Here is a 14,596-nt window from a genome sequence, read left to right on the forward strand (position 1 = left end):
CGCATCATGGCCAGCGCGGCGATGTTCGTCTTCGATTGCGTCACCAGATAGATCGCCAAGTACCACTTCGTCAACGGCAGGCGGCCATGTTCCATCACCGTTCCGGCACGCAGGCTGGTTTGATGCCGACAGGCGCCGCACTGCCAGTAGCGCAGTTCCCGCCGCTTGAATTCGTAAGCGGCGCCATGGCCGCAGCAAGGGCAGATGAATCCCTGTGGCCACCGCGCCTTGATGAACGCCGCCTCGCATTGCTCCTCGGTTCCGTAATCGCGCAAGAACGCAGGCAGCGACAGTCCCTTCTGAAACTGAATCCCGTTGATCGTCATCATCGTCCCCTTCAGTGGCTCTGCCATCCTGATAGGTTTGACTCAACAGGAGTGGCAAAGTTCTGACGAACGAACATAATCAGGTAATCCCGAGTTTCCCCCGGTTTCCGCAAAAAGTTGCGAAAACTATTCTTTTTTCTACCCGCGCGGATATTTATTGCATATATTAGTAGAATATTCACTCGGTCTTATGGTAAATTTGCGTTTCTGAATTGTCACACAATGTCACGTCGGGTTTTTCAGTTGTAGTTTCAACGACCAACCACTAAGAATTCGCTCTCCACCGATAAGAAGGAAGTAAAGATGACGACCTACCAGGAATACAAAACTAAGATCGCCGAATTAGAAAGCTTGGCCGAGAGCGCACGCAAGAACGAATTGCTGGCGGCTAAAGAAAAGATCGCCGTCATCATGCGCGATTACAACCTGACGCTGGCCGACCTGGGTTCGACCGCCAAAGCCAAGCCGGTCAAGACCCGCGCGCCGGTGCCGACCAAGTACCGCGACGAGGCCACCGGCCAAACCTGGACCGGCCGTGGCCGCGCACCAAAATGGCTCGAAGGCAAAGATAAGAACCAGTTCCTGATTAAATAAGGACGGTTGGCGCCGTCGCGGGATTATCCGCCCATGCCGGGCATATTCTCGCGGGCCGCCTTCGTCCGCCGCCTTGCACCACCGCGCCCGGCGCGCTGGCGTGGGGCGGCGGGCGGATTAGTTTATTCCAGCGGGAATTCTCCCCGCCAGCCTGGCCGCATTCCCCCGACGCGACCGCACAATGCTGTCGGCCTCGCGGCGTATTCCCTTTGGCCGCTTTGGCCGAACCGCCGGATGCGCATTCCATTTCCAATACTTGTTGCCGCATGGCTCTAATCGTCTAGCGATTGGCTTGCCGCGCATGGCGACCGCGCGAATATTGTGCTGAAATTCTGTCCACGACATTCGACGGCGGCACGTTTTCATGCGATCATGACAACATGCCTTCCATTTCCCTCTTTCCGCTGAATACCATCTTATTTCCAGGTGGACATTTACCCCTGCAGGTGTTCGAGGTGCGTTATCTCGACTTGGTGAAGAAGTGCATCGCCAGCGGCGAGGAGTTCGGCGTGGTCTCGCTGTTGCGGGGCAGCGAGGTGCGCCTGCCGGAGATGGCCGAGACCTTGTCGGGCGTCGGCACGATGGCGCGCATCCTCGATTCGTGCTCGCCGATGCCGGGCCTGATGAAGATCACCTGTGTCGGCACGACCCGCTTCACGGTGAGCTCGTCGAGCCGGCTCAAAAACGGCCTGTGGGTGGCCGAGGTCGAGCCGCTCGACGAGGACCGCGTGCTGCCGGTGCCGGCCGAGCAGGAGGACGTCGCCAAGGCGCTGGCCGCGCTGATCCGCTCGCTGCAGAAGAAGCAGATCACCACCACGAATATCCCGCTGGCGCCGCCGTACCGGCTCGACGAGGCCGGCTGGGTGGCCAACCGCTGGTGCGAATTGCTGCGCCTGGACCTGGCCGAGAAGCAGCGTCTGTTGGCGCAGGAGAATCCCATCCTGCGGCTGGAGCTGATCCAGGACGTGCTCTGCGAGAACGGCCTGCTCAACTAGCAGCGCGGCAGAACGGGCGGCCTAGCCGGCGCCGTGGCTGGTGCTGGGGCTCAGTTCGGCGTCGTCCAGCGCGTGGGCGCGCACCGACCACAACACGCCGACCACCAGCAAGACCATCGCCGCCGCCTCCAGCGGACGCGGCAGCTGCTGCTTGTAGATGAAGCCGTACAGCAGCGCGAACAGGGTTTCGAACAGGATCAGCTGGCCCGACAGGGTGACCGGCACGCGCCGGCTGGCGACGTTCCACAGGTGGTTGCCGATCACCGAGGCGCCCAGCGCGAGCAGCGCGTTGATGATCCAGAAGGCGGTCCAGTCGCGCCCGCTGGCGGCGCCCGCCGCGCCGCTCACGTCGGCGTGGAACACGGCCAGCGCGGCGGCGCCGATCAGCAGCGCGATCAGGCCGCTGGCCAGGCCGTACAGGGCCGACCATTCGCCGCTGCCGAAGTGGGGGTTGCGCTTCAGGTAGCGCGCGTTGTCCAGCGTATACCAGCTCCAGCACAGCAGGGCGCCGCTGGCGCACAGCACGCCGAGCAGCTTGCTGCCGAGTTCGCCGGCGGCGGCGCCGTTGCTATGGCTGAACACGTCGATGTTGATGCAGGCGATGCCGGCCGCCACCACCAGCAGCGGCAGCGCCAGCTGGCGCAGCGGCAGGGCGCCGTGGTCCTTGCGGCCCATCAGCGTGACCGAGATCGGCAGCACGCCGATGATCAGCGAGGTTGGCGCCACGCCGGCCAGTTTGACGCCCAGGGCCAGCAGCATGTAGTAGACGATGTTGCCCGACAGCGCATGGCGCAGCAGGGCGTAGCAGTCGCCCCGGTCGAGTCGGCGCAGCAGGGCCGGCAGCTTGCGTCCGGTCAGCGCGGCGGCGATCAGGCCGTAGGCGGTGTAGCGGCCGACCGCCATCTCCAGCGGCGAGAAGGCCGACAGCAGCTCCGGCACGATGAACACCATGCCCCACAGGGCGCCTGCCAGCAGGCCGCACAAAATGCCATTCCACATCGTTCTTGCTTTCTACTTGAGCTTGTTTGGGCTTGCTTGGACATGCTTGCCGCGCCGGCGCCGGGGTGTCGCGCTGAACATCGTTGCCGGCTCAGGCGTGGCGGTGCAGCCAGCGCGCCAGCCACATGAAGGCGCCCATATTGAGCGCCACGGTGCACCAGAAGACGATGCGGAAGGCCAGTTTGCTGGACTTGTGGCGCAGCCACTGCTGGGCCAGGATCGCGCCGGGCCAGCCGCCGGCCAGGGCCAGCAGGTGCAGCGTGCTTTCCGGCGTGCGCCAGCGGCCGTTGACGGCGGCCGATTTGTCGATGGCGTAGAGGATAAAGCAGACCAAGCTGAGCGCGCCGTACGCCACGGCGGCCCAGGTCGACAGGCGCCACTGCAGTGTGGCGATTAGGTACAGCACCAGCAGCACGACGATGGCCAGATAGCTGGCGCTGCCGCTGCCGCTGCCGCTGCCGCTGGCGCCGGCCGCGCCGGATCGGGCGGCCTGGCGGCGCGGGGCAGGGCGCTTGTCGGCGCCGGCGCGCGGTGCTTTGGCGGCGGAGGCGCGCGCGGCGCCGTCGCCGCGCGCCGCTGGCGCTGGACGGTCGCGGCTGGGGGCCGGCGCCACGGGCTTAGAAGTAGCTCAGGCCGAGCGCGGCCTTGACTTCGTCGGCGGTGCGGGCGGCCACTTCGCGCGCCTTGGCGGTGCCGTCCTTGAGCACCTGCATGATGTAGCCACGGTCCTTGGCCAGCTCCTCGCGGCGGGCGCGGATCGGCGCCAGCATCTCCTGCAATACCACCTCGAGGCGCTTCTTGACGATGCTGTCGCCCAGGCCGCCGCGCACGTAGTGGGCCTTCATTTCGGCCAGCGCGGCCTTCTCCGGGTCGAAGGCGTCCAGGTAGACGAAGGCGATGTTGCCCTCCAAGTGGCCGGGGTCCTCGACGCGCAGGTGCAGCGGGTCGGTGTAGACCTTCTTGACGGCGGCGGTGATCTCGGCGGCGCTGGCGCCCAGGTTGATGGTGTTGCCCAGCGATTTGCTCATCTTGGCCTTGCCGTCGATGCCGGGCAGGCGGCCGATCTCCGGCACCAGCGCCTTGCACTCGACCAGCACGTCGCGCCCGGTGGTGCGGTTGAAGCGGCGCACGATCTCGTTGGTCTGCTCGATCATCGGGATCTGGTCCTCGCCCACCGGCACCAGGGTCGCCTTGAAGGCGGTGATGTCGGCGCACTGGCTGGCCGGGTAGGTCAGGAAGCCGGCCGGGATGTCGCGCTCGAAGCCGCGCAGCACGATCTCGGCCTTGACGGTCGGGTTGCGCTCGAGCCGCGCCACCGTCACCAGGTTCAGGTAGTAGAAGGTCAGCTCGGCCAGTTCCGGGATCTGCGACTGGATCAGGATGGTCGACTTGGCCGGGTCGATGCCGACGGCCAGATAGTCGAGGGCGACCTCGACCACGTTGCGGTGCACCTTGCCGGTGTCGTCCATGTTGTCGGTCAGCGCCTGGGCGTCGGCCAGCATGATGAACTGCTGGTAGTCGTGCTGGTAGGCGACGCGGTTCTGCAGGCTGCCGACATAGTGGCCCAGGTGCAGCGGGCCGGTGGGACGGTCGCCGGTCAGGATCACGGACGGGGAGGTGGACGGTGTTGGCGTGCTCATCAAGGTTCCTTTACGTTGCCTCCAACAAGCCGCGCCAATAAAAACGCCACCAGGAAGAGGCGGCGTTGATAAAAAATCACATCACTATAGACAGTGGCCGCTGAACGTTAGCGGCGCCACCAATTCAGGCTGGAACGATGTGTGGGGGAAAATTTCATGGCCGTATGGTTGCAGTTTGCCGGCGCCCTGTCAAGGCGCGCCGCCGCCGTTGCATATTCCTCAACCCTTCGGTAGGATGGCCGTCGGCCCGTTTCGTTGAAAGCGGGCAACCCTATGTTACTTTGGAGTCCGCATGCGCGTCCGTCCCACCGTTCACCTTCCCGCCCTGGTTTTACTGCCCGCGCTGTTGTCCGGCCTGGTCGGCGGCGCCGCCGCGCAGACCGCGCCGATGGCGCCCGACATCCCGGCCAGCTTCGCCGCGCCCAGCGACGACAACGACTACGTCAAGCGCGACCTGATGATCACGATGCGCGACGGCGTCAAGCTGCACACGGTGATCGTCGTGCCCAAGGGCGCCAGCGGCGCGCCCATCATGCTCACCCGCACGCCCTACAACGCCAGCCGGCGCGCCCAGCGCAACGCCAGCCCGCGCATGGCGGCCATCCTGCCGCTGGGCGACGAGGTGCTGGCCGGCGCCGGCTACATCCGCGTGTTCCAGGACGTGCGCGGCAAGTACGGCTCGGAGGGCGACTATGTGATGACGCGGCCGGTGCGCGGCCCGCTCAACGGCAGCAAGAGCGACCACGTCACCGACGCCTGGGACACCATCGATTGGCTGGTCAAGAACGTGCCCGAGTCGAACGGCAAGGTCGGCATGTTGGGTTCGTCCTACGAGGGCTTCACCGTGTTGATGGCGCTGGTCGATCCGCACCCGGCGCTGAAGGTGGCCGTGCCGATGAGCCCGATGGTCGACGGCTGGCGCGGCGACGACTGGTTCCACAACGGCGCCTTCCGCATGCCCAGCCTGCCGTACTTCGCCGGCCAGATCACCGTCAAGGGCAGCGGCGAGCCGCTCGCCACCGGCGTCTACGACGACTACGACAGCGTGCTGCGGGCCGGCTCGGCCTTCGGCTACGCGCAAAAGTTCGGCCTCGACCAGCTCAACTTCACCAAGAAGGTGTTCGAGCATCCGGCCTACGACGCCTACTGGCAGGGCCAGGCGCTCGACCGCATCCTGGCCAAGCGCGCGCCGACGGTGCCGACCATGCACGTGATCGGCCAGTGGGACCAGGAGGACATCTACGGCGCCCACGCCGCCTACGCCGCGATGGAGGCGCAGGACAAGGACAACGCCATGAACTTCCTCGCCGTCGGGCCGTGGCGCCACAGCGGCGTCAACTACGAGGCGGCCGGCCTGGGCCCGCTCAAGTTCGGCGCCGACACGGCGCTGGAGTTCCGCCGCGACGTCATGCAGCCCTTCCTCGACCAGTACCTGAAGGACGGCGCCGCCAAGGCCGACACCGCGCCGGTGCTGTTCTACCAGACCGGCAGCAACCGCTGGCAGCGCCTGCCGCAATGGCCGCTGGCCTGCGCCGAGGGCTGCGCCACGGCGCTCTCGCCGCTCTACCTGCGGTCCAATTTCAGCCTCGGTTTCGACCAGCCGCACGGTTCGACCGGCGTCGACGAGTACGTTTCCGACCCGGCCAAGCCGGTGCCCTTCGTGCCGCGTCCGGTGCGCATGAACGACGGCAACGTCTGGAAGCCCTGGCTGGTCAGCGACCAGCGCTCCTTCTCCGACCGCACCGACGTGCTCAGCTACGTCAGCCCGCCGCTGCGCAACCGGCTGCAGATCTCCGGCGCGGCGATGGTCAACCTGTTCGCCGCCACCAGCGGCAGCGACGCCGACTGGGTGGTCAAGCTGATCGACGTCTACCCGGACGAGGTGCCGTCGCAGCCCGAGCTGGGCGGCTACCAGCTGGGCGTGGCGATGGACATCTTCCGTGGCCGCTACCGCAACAGCCTGGAGCAACCGGCGGCCATCGTGCCCAACCAGATCGAGCGCTACCGCTTCGCCCTGCCCAACGCCAACCACGTGTTCCTGCCCGGCCACCGGGTGATGGTGCAGATCCAGTCGAGCTGGTTCCCGCTGTACGACCGCAACCCGCAGACCTACGTGCCGAACATCTTCCACGCCCAGCCGGCCGACTACCAGAAGGCGACCCAGCGCATCTTCCGCCGCGCCGGCAGCGCCAGCGCGATCGAGCTGCCGGTGGTGCCCAACACGGCGCCGTGAGCGCCCGGCGGCGCGCTTAATAAAGTTGTTGCAAGGTATAGGATTGGCTATAAAGGATTGGTTATAATGAGTTCTTGATAACAATAGGAGTCGCGATGTCCCAAGCAATCTTCCGCCGTCCGCTGGCCGCCGTGCTGGCCTTGACCTTGGGACTGGGCGCGCTGCCCGCCTACGCCGACCTGGGCAGCGTGCGCGGCGTGCTGGCCGAGCGCATGCGCGCCAAGAAGATCCCGTTCAGCCCGTCGAGCGTGCGCGAGACGCTGATCCAGGGCCTGTACCGCTGGGAGCAGGGGGCCGGCGTCGGCCAGTTGTATGTGAACGACGCCGTCACGCTGATCCTGGTCACCGACGGCAACAAGATCGTCGAATGGACCCAGCCGGTGCGCGATCCGCAGCCGATCAGCGAGGCCGAGAAGAGCAGCCTGCTCAGCGAGATGCTGCGCGGCATACGTTTCGACCGCCTCATCAAGTTCGAGCAGGGCAAGGGCCAGGCCGGCAACCAGGTGTTGCTGATCTCCGCCTTCGACTGTCCCTACTGCGTCAAGTTCGAGCGCATGCTGGCCAACGCCGGCGACAAGGTCGACGCCACCGTCTATGTCCTGCCCAGCACCCTGCAACCGAAGGACAACGCCCACGCCTCGACCGTGCGCAACATCTGGTGTGCCAAGCAGAACGCCGAGGTGTGGCGCAACACCCTGCTCAAGTCGCCGGGCGGCTACTTCAACCTGCCGTCGGGCAGCTGCGACCTGGGCGTCGAGGCGGCGCGCGACGTCCAGCTGATCATCGCCAGCATGGGGCTGGGCGGCGGCTATCCGCAAATGCTGTTCGGCAACGGCACCACCTCGACCGCCGCGCAGGAGTTGCCGGTGTTCCAGGACCAGTTGAGGAAGAGTCCCGGCCGCGTCTTCTGGGACGAGCCCAAGCCGCAGCGCTACGCCCAGTTCCGTGCCGCCGGCGGCAACACGGCCGTCAGCGGCGGCGGCGCGGCGGCGGCGGCGGCCGGCATCAGCACCAGCGGCGGCACCACGACGATCCGCTTCAACCCCCTGTCCGGCCTGTTGAAGAAGCTGGGCACGCCGGCGGCGGCCGAGGGCGCCAGCCCGGCGCCCGAAGAAGCCGGCAAGTAGCCGGCAAGTAGCCGGCTCAGCGCGGCCGCCTAGAAACCGCGGGGTCAGTGCCGACATTCGGACACGAGCTGAGCCATTTCAGCGCAAGCATGGCCCCGCTGGCGGGCTCGAAACATCAGCATTGCAGAGGACGTGTCCGAATGTCGGCACTGACCCCGCCCGTTGCTGACCCCACCGGCTGGCGCAGCAGGGCGGCCGTTGCGGTAGGGGGCGCTCAGCGCGGCCGCACGCTTTCGGCCAGGATGTCGGGGCGGTGGTAGCGCTGGAAGCCGTCCATCACGGCGCCGGACTTGGCGACCTTCTCCAGCTGCTCGCGCAGCAGTTGCTGGTCGTCGGCCGACAGCGACACCTTGGAGACGTAGGCGCCGCTCTGGCCCCACGGCAGTTCGGGGATCGGCTCCATGCGCAGCCGTTCCAACAGGCCCTGCACGCGCGGCTCGCGGCGGATGGCGCCGGCCAAAATGGTCGGCCCCATGATGGTCAGGTCGACCGCGCCGGCGTGCATCAGCCGCGCCACGGCGTTGGCGTCGACCTCGGTGAACAGCCGCCCCTGGCGGCCCAATTCCTTCAGCAGCGCGGCGTATTGCTCGCCGTAGTCGAAGCCGCGCACCACCGCCACGCGCAACTCGCGCCGCTCGAGCAGCTCGCGGCCGCTGGCGACGGGCGCGCGGCTGCCGGCCACGGAGATCAGCACGGCGCGGTGGCCGACCATGGGGACGAACTGGCCGATCTTGTCGCGGCCCGCCGTGCGCATGGCCGGGATCAGCAGGTCGGCCTTGCCGGCCTCGTACATGGCCATCTGGCGCGCCCGGGGCACCACCGAGAAGAGGAAGTTGCAGCCGACCCGGCCGCCGAGGTTGCGCAGCAGGTCGGGGTAGATGCCGTTGACGCTGGCGCCGTTGATGACCACGCTGGCGCCGTTGGCCGAGACCGGCACGTTGATGTCGCGCGAGCAGTCGGCGCGGGCGGCGCCGGCCGCGCCCAGCGCCAGCCCCAAGGCCAGCGCCATGGCCGGCGCGGCGGTGCGGGACAGCGGGCGGAGGCGGCGGAATGCGGGCGTCATGGGCGTCTTCGGTGGTCGAACCAAGCAGGAGGCAAGTTGCAAGCCGGCACCGGCGGGCCGGCGGAGAAATCACATTGTGGCCTATTCGTTAACAAATGCCAAGCCCGCCCGCCGCCGCCTTAGACTTGCCGCAAGGGATGGTGGCGGAAATAGTGCCGCGCCACCAGGATGGCCAGCAGCTGCATCGCCGCGCAGACGAAGAAGGTGGTGCCGATGCGCCAGTCGCGCGCCGGCAGGTGGCTGACCTCGCCGAGGATGGCGCTGCCGAGCAGCGGCATGAAGATGATGCCGACGCTGCTGATCGATTGCAGCGAGCCCATCAGCTCGCCCTGCTGGTTGGCCGGCGTCGCCTTCGAGATGATGCCCTGCAGCGCGGGGCCGGCGGCGAAGGCCAGCAGGTTGCACAGGATGAACACATACATCATCCAGCCCTCGGTGGCCAGGCCGTACAGGGTGTAGGTGATGCAGCCCGAGCCGAGGCCGAGCAGGGCCAGGCGCACCTCGCCGAAGCGCTTGATCAGCAGGCCCAGCAGGCCGGCCTGCACCACCATCGAGGACAGGCCGACGCAGAACAGGGCGATGCCGTTCTGGCTCGGGTTCCAGTCGAAGCGGAAGTGGGTGTACAGCACCCAGGTCGACTGCAGCATCATCTGGGCGCAGGTGACCAGGGCGAAGACGATGATCAGGCCGCGGATGTCGCGCCGGCCGACCAGCTTGAGCACGGCGGCCAGCGGGTTGAGCTTGCTCAGCTGGAACGGCGCGCGCAGGCCGGCCGGCAGCGACTCGGGCACGCAGAAGTAGCCGTAGACGAAGTTGCCGGCCGACAAGGCGGCGGCGACGTAGAACGGCAGTTGCAGGCTGTAGCGTCCCAGCAGGCCGCCGAGGATGGGGCCGCAGATGAAGCCCAGGCCGAAGGCGGCGCCGATCTTGCCGAAGCTCTTGGCGCGGTTGTCCGGCGTCGACACGTCCGAGGCGTAGGCCGAGGCGACCGACATGCTGGCCGAGGACATGCCGCCGACCACCCGGCCGATGAACATGCAGGCCAGGTTGGGCGCCCAGGCGGTGGCGAGGAAGTTGGCGCACATGCCGGCCATCGAGTACAGCAGCACCGGGCGGCGGCCGACGCGGTCGCTGACGGCGCCCAACATCGGCATGAAGATGAACTGCATCAGGCCGAAGGTGGTGCCCATGATGCCGTACCACAGCGCCTGGGCGTCGCGCGTGTGGACGAACTCGCCGACCAGGATGGGCAGCACCGGCACCACCAGGCCGATGCCGAGCATGTCGATGAAGATGCACACCAGCACGAAGTTGAGGTTGCCGGCGGGCGCGGCGGCGGCGGGTTTGGCCGGGCCTGCGGCGTGCCCGGCGGCGGCCGGGGCGGCCGGAGCGGCCGCTTGGGCGTCGGGCCGGCGGCTCATCGGCGGCCGCCGTCGCCGCGCGCGGCGGCGCCGGCCGGGGCGGACCGGGCGCCTTGCCGGGAGGGCCGCCGGGCCGCCGGCCGGGCGCCGGCTTGGCGGCGGCGCGTCAAGGCGCCGCCCATTCGGCGAGGAAGCGGTCGCGGAAGGCGGTCAGCTCGCCCAGGCGCGCCTGCGCCAGGCGCCGGCCGGCCGCCGTCTGCATCTTGCCGGGCAGCTTGGCCAGCTTGGTGTCGATGTGGTCGAGCGCGTAGGCCTTGTCGTCGAGCTCGCGCTGCAGCGCCATCGGGTCGTCGGCGTGGGCCAGGCCGGAGCCGAGCCGGCCGGCGGTGTAGAACAGCCGCGCCAGGCCGACGGCGCCGAGGGCGTCGAGGCGGTCGGCGTCCTGCACGATGCGCGCCTCGACCGTCTCGGCGCGCAGCGCGGCCGAGAAGCTGTGGCATTCGATGGCGTGGGCGACGGCGCCCAGCTTGTCGGCCGGGAAGCCCAGCGCGGCCAGCTGGCGGCTCGCCAGCAGGGCCGACTGGCGGCTGGCCAGGTGGCGCTGCGGGTGGTCCTTGGCCAGGTTGACCAGGTCGTGCAGGTAGCAGGCGGCCAGCACGGTCAGGCCGTCGGCCTCCGGGTGCTCGTCGAGCAGCAGGGTGGCGTTGCGCCAGACGCGGTGCAGGTGGTTGCTGTCGTGGGCGCCGTCGGCGCCGGCGGCGGCGGCGGCCAGCGCGACCAGGCGCGGCTGCCAGCTGCTCATCAGTGTATTCATCGATCTCCAGTGTGCTCGTATTGCCGCCCGCCGACGGGCCGGCGGGCTGCGCAATTGTGGCATGAAACGCCGGCCGTCCGCTCGCCGCCGGCGAGATTTTCGTCTTGCTGCAGCGAAATATCCATCGCCCGGCGTTGTAAGCTTGCTAAGGGCTGTGGTATTATGCAAAATGCAATTCATTCCCATCCAGATAAGGTGACACATGCGTAGCCCGGTTTGCCTCGGCGTTCTTCTCTTGTTGTGCAGCTCGGCCGCGCTGGCGCTGGACGACACGCCGACCCTGCCGTCGTCGGCCGCGCGCGCCGACGACCCGCGCGCGCCGGCCCACCCGCGCGACGGCCGCGACGCCGTGCCGCCGGCCCCGGCCCCGGCCGGCGCCGGCGCCCAGGGCGGGGCGGGCGGGCGCGCCGGCGCCTACGCGCCACGCCGCCAGGACGGCTGGCGCGACGGCGCCGACGGCGAGGCCGGCCGGCCGGCGCAGCGGCGCGAGGCGCTGCCGGCCGCCGCCGCGCCGTGGCAGCCGCCGCGCGACGGCGGCGCGGGCGCGCGGATCGGCAGGAAATTGCCATAATGCATTATTTTTAATGCGTGAAATCTTGACTTAAGGTAACATTGCGAACCTATCCGTTCAGTAATGTACTTTAAGGAAACCGCATGTCCACCCCTACCAGCGACGTTCACGCAACGTCCCCCGCCGCCGAATACCTCGCCTTCACCCTGGGCCAGGAAGAGTACGGCATCGATATCCAAAAGGTCAGCGAGATCCGCAGCTACGAGACGCCGACCCGCATCGCCAACGCGCCGGAGTTCGTCAAGGGCGTGGTCAACCTGCGCGGCATCATCGTGCCCATCGTCGACATGCGCATCAAGTTCAAGCTGGGCACCCCCTCGTACGACCAGTTCACCGTGGTCATCATCCTCAACATCGGCCACCGCGTGGTCGGCATGGTGGTCGACCGCGTCTCCGACGTGACCACCCTGCTGCCCGAGCAGATCAAGCCGGCGCCGGAGATCGGCTCGGCGATGAACACCGACCACATCGTCGGCCTCGGCACGCTCGACGAGCGCATGCTGATCCTGGTCGACATCGACAAGCTGATGTCGAGCGCCGAGATGGGCCTGATCGACGCCGTCGCCGCCTGATTTCCCCCGCCGCCGAACGCCGCGCGGCGCCGTCCCCCTTCGCCGGGGGGCGGCGCCGGCGGCCTTGCGCGCCCGGACGCGCCACCGGCACATCTGACATATCGTTTTCAATATCGGAACAAGCAAATGAATACGTTTAAGAATATGAGTATCGGTACCCGTCTGGGCCTGGGCTTCAGCCTGATCCTGGCGCTGGCGATGTTAATCACCGGCATCAGCGTGTGGCGCCTGCAAAACCTCTCCGACGCCACCCGCGCCATGATGGAGGTGCCGCTGGCCAAGGAGCGCATGATCAGCGACTGGTACAGCAAGATCGACAGCGCGATCCGCCGCACCACCGCCATCGCCCGCAGCAGCGACCAGAGCCTGGTGGCCTATTTCGCCGACGAGGCCAAGGCCTCCTCGGCCGTCTCGGCCGAGTACCAGAAAAAGGTCGAGGCGCTGGTGGTCGACCCGGACGAGAAGGAGTTGTTCGGCCGCATCGGCGAGCAGCGCAAGATCTACCTGTCCTCGCGCGACCAGGTCGCCAAGTTCAAGGCGGCCGGCCAGCTCGAGGAGGCCGACGCGGTCTTCCTGAAGGTGTTCGCGCCCGGCTCGACGGCCTACCTGGGCCTGATGCAGGAGCTGTTGAAGATGCAGCGTGGAAAAATCGACGCCACCGCCCAGCGGATCGAGGCGGTCGCCGCGCAGAGCCGGCGCCTGCTGCTGGTGCTGGCGGCGCTGGTGCTGGCCTTCGGCGCGCTGTGCTCCTGGCTGCTCACCACCGGCATCACGCGGCCGCTGGCGACGGCGGTGCAGGCGGCGCGCCGCGTCGCCGAGGGCGACCTGACCGGCCACATCGAGGTGCGCTCGCGCGACGAGACCGGCCAGCTGCTCGGCGCCCTGCAGCACATGAACGCCAGCCTGCTGAGCATCGTCAGCCAGGTGCGCAGCGGCACCGAGCACATCGCCTCGTCGTCGACCCAGATCGCCGCCGGCAACCTCGACCTGTCGCAGCGCACCGAGGAGCAGGCCGCCTCGCTGGAGGAGACCGCCTCGTCGATGGAGGAGCTGACCTCGACCGTCAAGCACAACGCCGACAACGCCCGCCAGGCCAACCAGCTGGCCGCCTCGGCGGCCCAGGTGGCGGTCAAGGGCGGCGCCGTGGTGGCCCAGGTGGTCGGCACCATGGAGTCGATCAACAGCGCCTCGAAGAAGATCGTCGACATCATCGCCGTGATCGACGGCATCGCCTTCCAGACGAATATTTTGGCCCTCAACGCGGCCGTCGAGGCGGCCCGCGCCGGCGAGCAGGGCAGGGGCTTCGCCGTGGTGGCCAGCGAGGTGCGCAACCTGGCGCAGCGCTCGGCCTCGGCGGCCAAGGAGATCAAGGCGCTGATCGGCGACTCGGTCGAGCAGGTCAACCAGGGCGGCCGCCTGGTGGCCGACGCCGGCGCGACGATGCAGGAGATCGTCGCCAGCGTGCACCGGGTGTCGGACATCATCACCGAGATCACCGCCGCCAGCACCGAGCAGAGCGCCGGCATCGACGAGGTCTACCGCGCCATCGGCCAGATGGACTCGGTGACGCAGCAGAACGCCGCGCTGGTCGAGCAGTCGGCCGCCGCCGCCGAGGCGATGCAGCAGCAGGCCGCCAACCTGGCCGAGGTGGTCAGCGTGTTCAAGGTCGAGGGCGGCGCGCGCCCGCGCGCGCAGCTGAGCGGCCACAACGGCCCGGCCCGCGCGGCCGAGCGCGCCGCGCCGCCGCGGCTGGCGCGCCGCGCCTGAGCCGGCGCCGCCGGCCCCGGCCGGCGCGCCCGTCCGCCCCGATAGAAACGCCGCCGCGCTGTGCCAACAGCGGGCGGCGTTTTTTTGCTTGGGCGCGCCGACCGCGTCGTCCCCCCGAGCCTGCCAAACAACTAGGCGGGGCAGCAGCCCGGCGGGGGCAGTCGGCGGGGTCAGCGGCGGGGTCAGAGTCGGCGGGGTCAGTGCCGACATTCGCAGAGTCGGCGGGGTCAGTGCCTAATGCCGTTGACTTAAGCTTTTGACTTCTTATATGGGTAGCGCTGTGCCTTTGATTTGACGACCCGGTCAAAATGACGGCCGGGTCGTTTGACAGTCAGTTCGGTGACTAGCCTTTGCCGCATTCTTTGTAGTAGGGAAGGCAGCTTGCCATAGGCGCGAGTCGCGGCGGCCCATGTTAGTTCGTATTGAATGATGTGAAATGCACGGACGAAGCTGATGTCGGTGGGGTTGCATTGAGCGTCGGCGGCGACGTTGGCCATTTCAAGGCGCACCAGGTTGTAGGCGATGCACGCGCCC

The 14,596-nt window shown here is 68.0% G+C and carries 14 protein-coding genes and 1 pseudogene; 7 read left to right on the forward strand and 8 right to left on the reverse strand.

Going from position 1 to position 14,596, the window contains the following annotated elements; translation table 11 throughout:
* A partial coding sequence (locus BM252_RS29000; protein ID WP_174900719.1) for a transposase occupies positions 1-329 on the reverse strand: 329 nt, incomplete at its 3' end.
* 300 nt (positions 330-629) lie between these two features.
* Here BM252_RS29000 and BM252_RS29005 point away from each other — a divergent pair.
* Positions 630-920 carry an H-NS histone family protein gene (locus tag BM252_RS29005; RefSeq protein WP_093391211.1) on the forward strand — a complete coding sequence of 97 codons (291 nt, stop codon included), beginning with the start codon at positions 630-632 and terminating at the stop codon, positions 918-920.
* A gap of 380 nt (positions 921-1,300) precedes the next feature.
* Positions 1,301-1,915, forward strand: a complete 615-nt coding sequence (locus BM252_RS29010) for an LON peptidase substrate-binding domain-containing protein (protein WP_093391212.1) — start codon at positions 1,301-1,303, stop codon at positions 1,913-1,915.
* Positions 1,916-1,936: 21 nt separating this feature from the next.
* Here BM252_RS29010 and BM252_RS29015 read toward each other — a convergent pair whose 3' ends face one another.
* The 3 genes from BM252_RS29015 to trpS all read right to left on the reverse strand — a co-directional run bounded on the left by BM252_RS29015 (position 1,937) and on the right by trpS (position 4,554).
* Positions 1,937-2,914, reverse strand: a complete 978-nt coding sequence (locus tag BM252_RS29015; protein ID WP_093391214.1) for a DMT family transporter — start codon at positions 2,912-2,914, stop codon at positions 1,937-1,939.
* A gap of 91 nt (positions 2,915-3,005) precedes the next feature.
* The gene (locus tag BM252_RS31510; protein ID WP_093391215.1) at positions 3,006-3,527 is read right to left on the reverse strand and encodes a DUF1294 domain-containing protein; all 522 of its coding nucleotides are present in this window, start codon (positions 3,525-3,527) and stop codon (positions 3,006-3,008) included.
* A 4-nt stretch (positions 3,528-3,531) separates the two neighbouring features.
* Positions 3,532-4,554: a tryptophan--tRNA ligase gene (gene trpS / locus BM252_RS29025; RefSeq protein WP_093391217.1), complete on the reverse strand. Its 1,023-nt coding sequence runs from the start codon at positions 4,552-4,554 to the stop codon at positions 3,532-3,534.
* A 292-nt stretch (positions 4,555-4,846) separates the two neighbouring features.
* Between trpS and BM252_RS29030 the strand changes: the two genes are divergently transcribed.
* Together BM252_RS29030 and BM252_RS29035 are read left to right on the forward strand one after the other, a co-directional pair.
* Complete coding sequence (locus BM252_RS29030) at positions 4,847-6,787, forward strand: CocE/NonD family hydrolase (protein WP_093391218.1); 1,941 nt, start codon at positions 4,847-4,849, stop codon at positions 6,785-6,787.
* Between the two features lie 95 nt (positions 6,788-6,882).
* The gene (locus tag BM252_RS29035) at positions 6,883-7,914 is read left to right on the forward strand and encodes a thioredoxin domain-containing protein (RefSeq protein WP_093391220.1); all 1,032 of its coding nucleotides are present in this window, start codon (positions 6,883-6,885) and stop codon (positions 7,912-7,914) included.
* A gap of 214 nt (positions 7,915-8,128) precedes the next feature.
* Here BM252_RS29035 and BM252_RS29040 read toward each other — a convergent pair whose 3' ends face one another.
* The 3 genes from BM252_RS29040 to BM252_RS29050 all read right to left on the reverse strand — a co-directional run bounded on the left by BM252_RS29040 (position 8,129) and on the right by BM252_RS29050 (position 11,152).
* Positions 8,129-8,977, reverse strand: coding sequence for a substrate-binding periplasmic protein (locus BM252_RS29040; RefSeq protein WP_245774495.1), 849 nt, complete (start codon positions 8,975-8,977; stop codon positions 8,129-8,131).
* Positions 8,978-9,096: 119 nt separating this feature from the next.
* Positions 9,097-10,398, reverse strand: coding sequence for a TCR/Tet family MFS transporter (locus tag BM252_RS29045; RefSeq protein ID WP_093391221.1), 1,302 nt, complete (start codon positions 10,396-10,398; stop codon positions 9,097-9,099).
* Between the two features lie 106 nt (positions 10,399-10,504).
* Positions 10,505-11,152: an HD domain-containing protein gene (locus BM252_RS29050; RefSeq protein WP_093391222.1), complete on the reverse strand. Its 648-nt coding sequence runs from the start codon at positions 11,150-11,152 to the stop codon at positions 10,505-10,507.
* A 202-nt stretch (positions 11,153-11,354) separates the two neighbouring features.
* Between BM252_RS29050 and BM252_RS29055 the strand changes: the two genes are divergently transcribed.
* From BM252_RS29055 to BM252_RS29065, 3 genes are all read left to right on the forward strand, one after another.
* Complete coding sequence (locus tag BM252_RS29055; RefSeq protein WP_174900720.1) at positions 11,355-11,723, forward strand: hypothetical protein; 369 nt, start codon at positions 11,355-11,357, stop codon at positions 11,721-11,723.
* A gap of 83 nt (positions 11,724-11,806) precedes the next feature.
* Positions 11,807-12,295 (forward strand): chemotaxis protein CheW, encoded by a 489-nt coding sequence (locus BM252_RS29060; RefSeq protein WP_093391225.1) that lies wholly within the window; start codon positions 11,807-11,809, stop codon positions 12,293-12,295.
* Positions 12,296-12,421: 126 nt separating this feature from the next.
* Positions 12,422-14,062, forward strand: coding sequence for a methyl-accepting chemotaxis protein (locus tag BM252_RS29065; RefSeq protein WP_093391227.1), 1,641 nt, complete (start codon positions 12,422-12,424; stop codon positions 14,060-14,062).
* Positions 14,063-14,310: 248 nt separating this feature from the next.
* On the opposite strand, the pseudogene BM252_RS31315 reads toward BM252_RS29065, so the two are convergent.
* Positions 14,311-14,596 (reverse strand): annotated as a pseudogene (locus BM252_RS31315) (IS4 family transposase); the annotation flags it as partial.

The organism is Rugamonas rubra (assembly GCF_900114705.1).
Taxonomy (GTDB): domain Bacteria; phylum Pseudomonadota; class Gammaproteobacteria; order Burkholderiales; family Burkholderiaceae_D; genus Rugamonas; species Rugamonas rubra.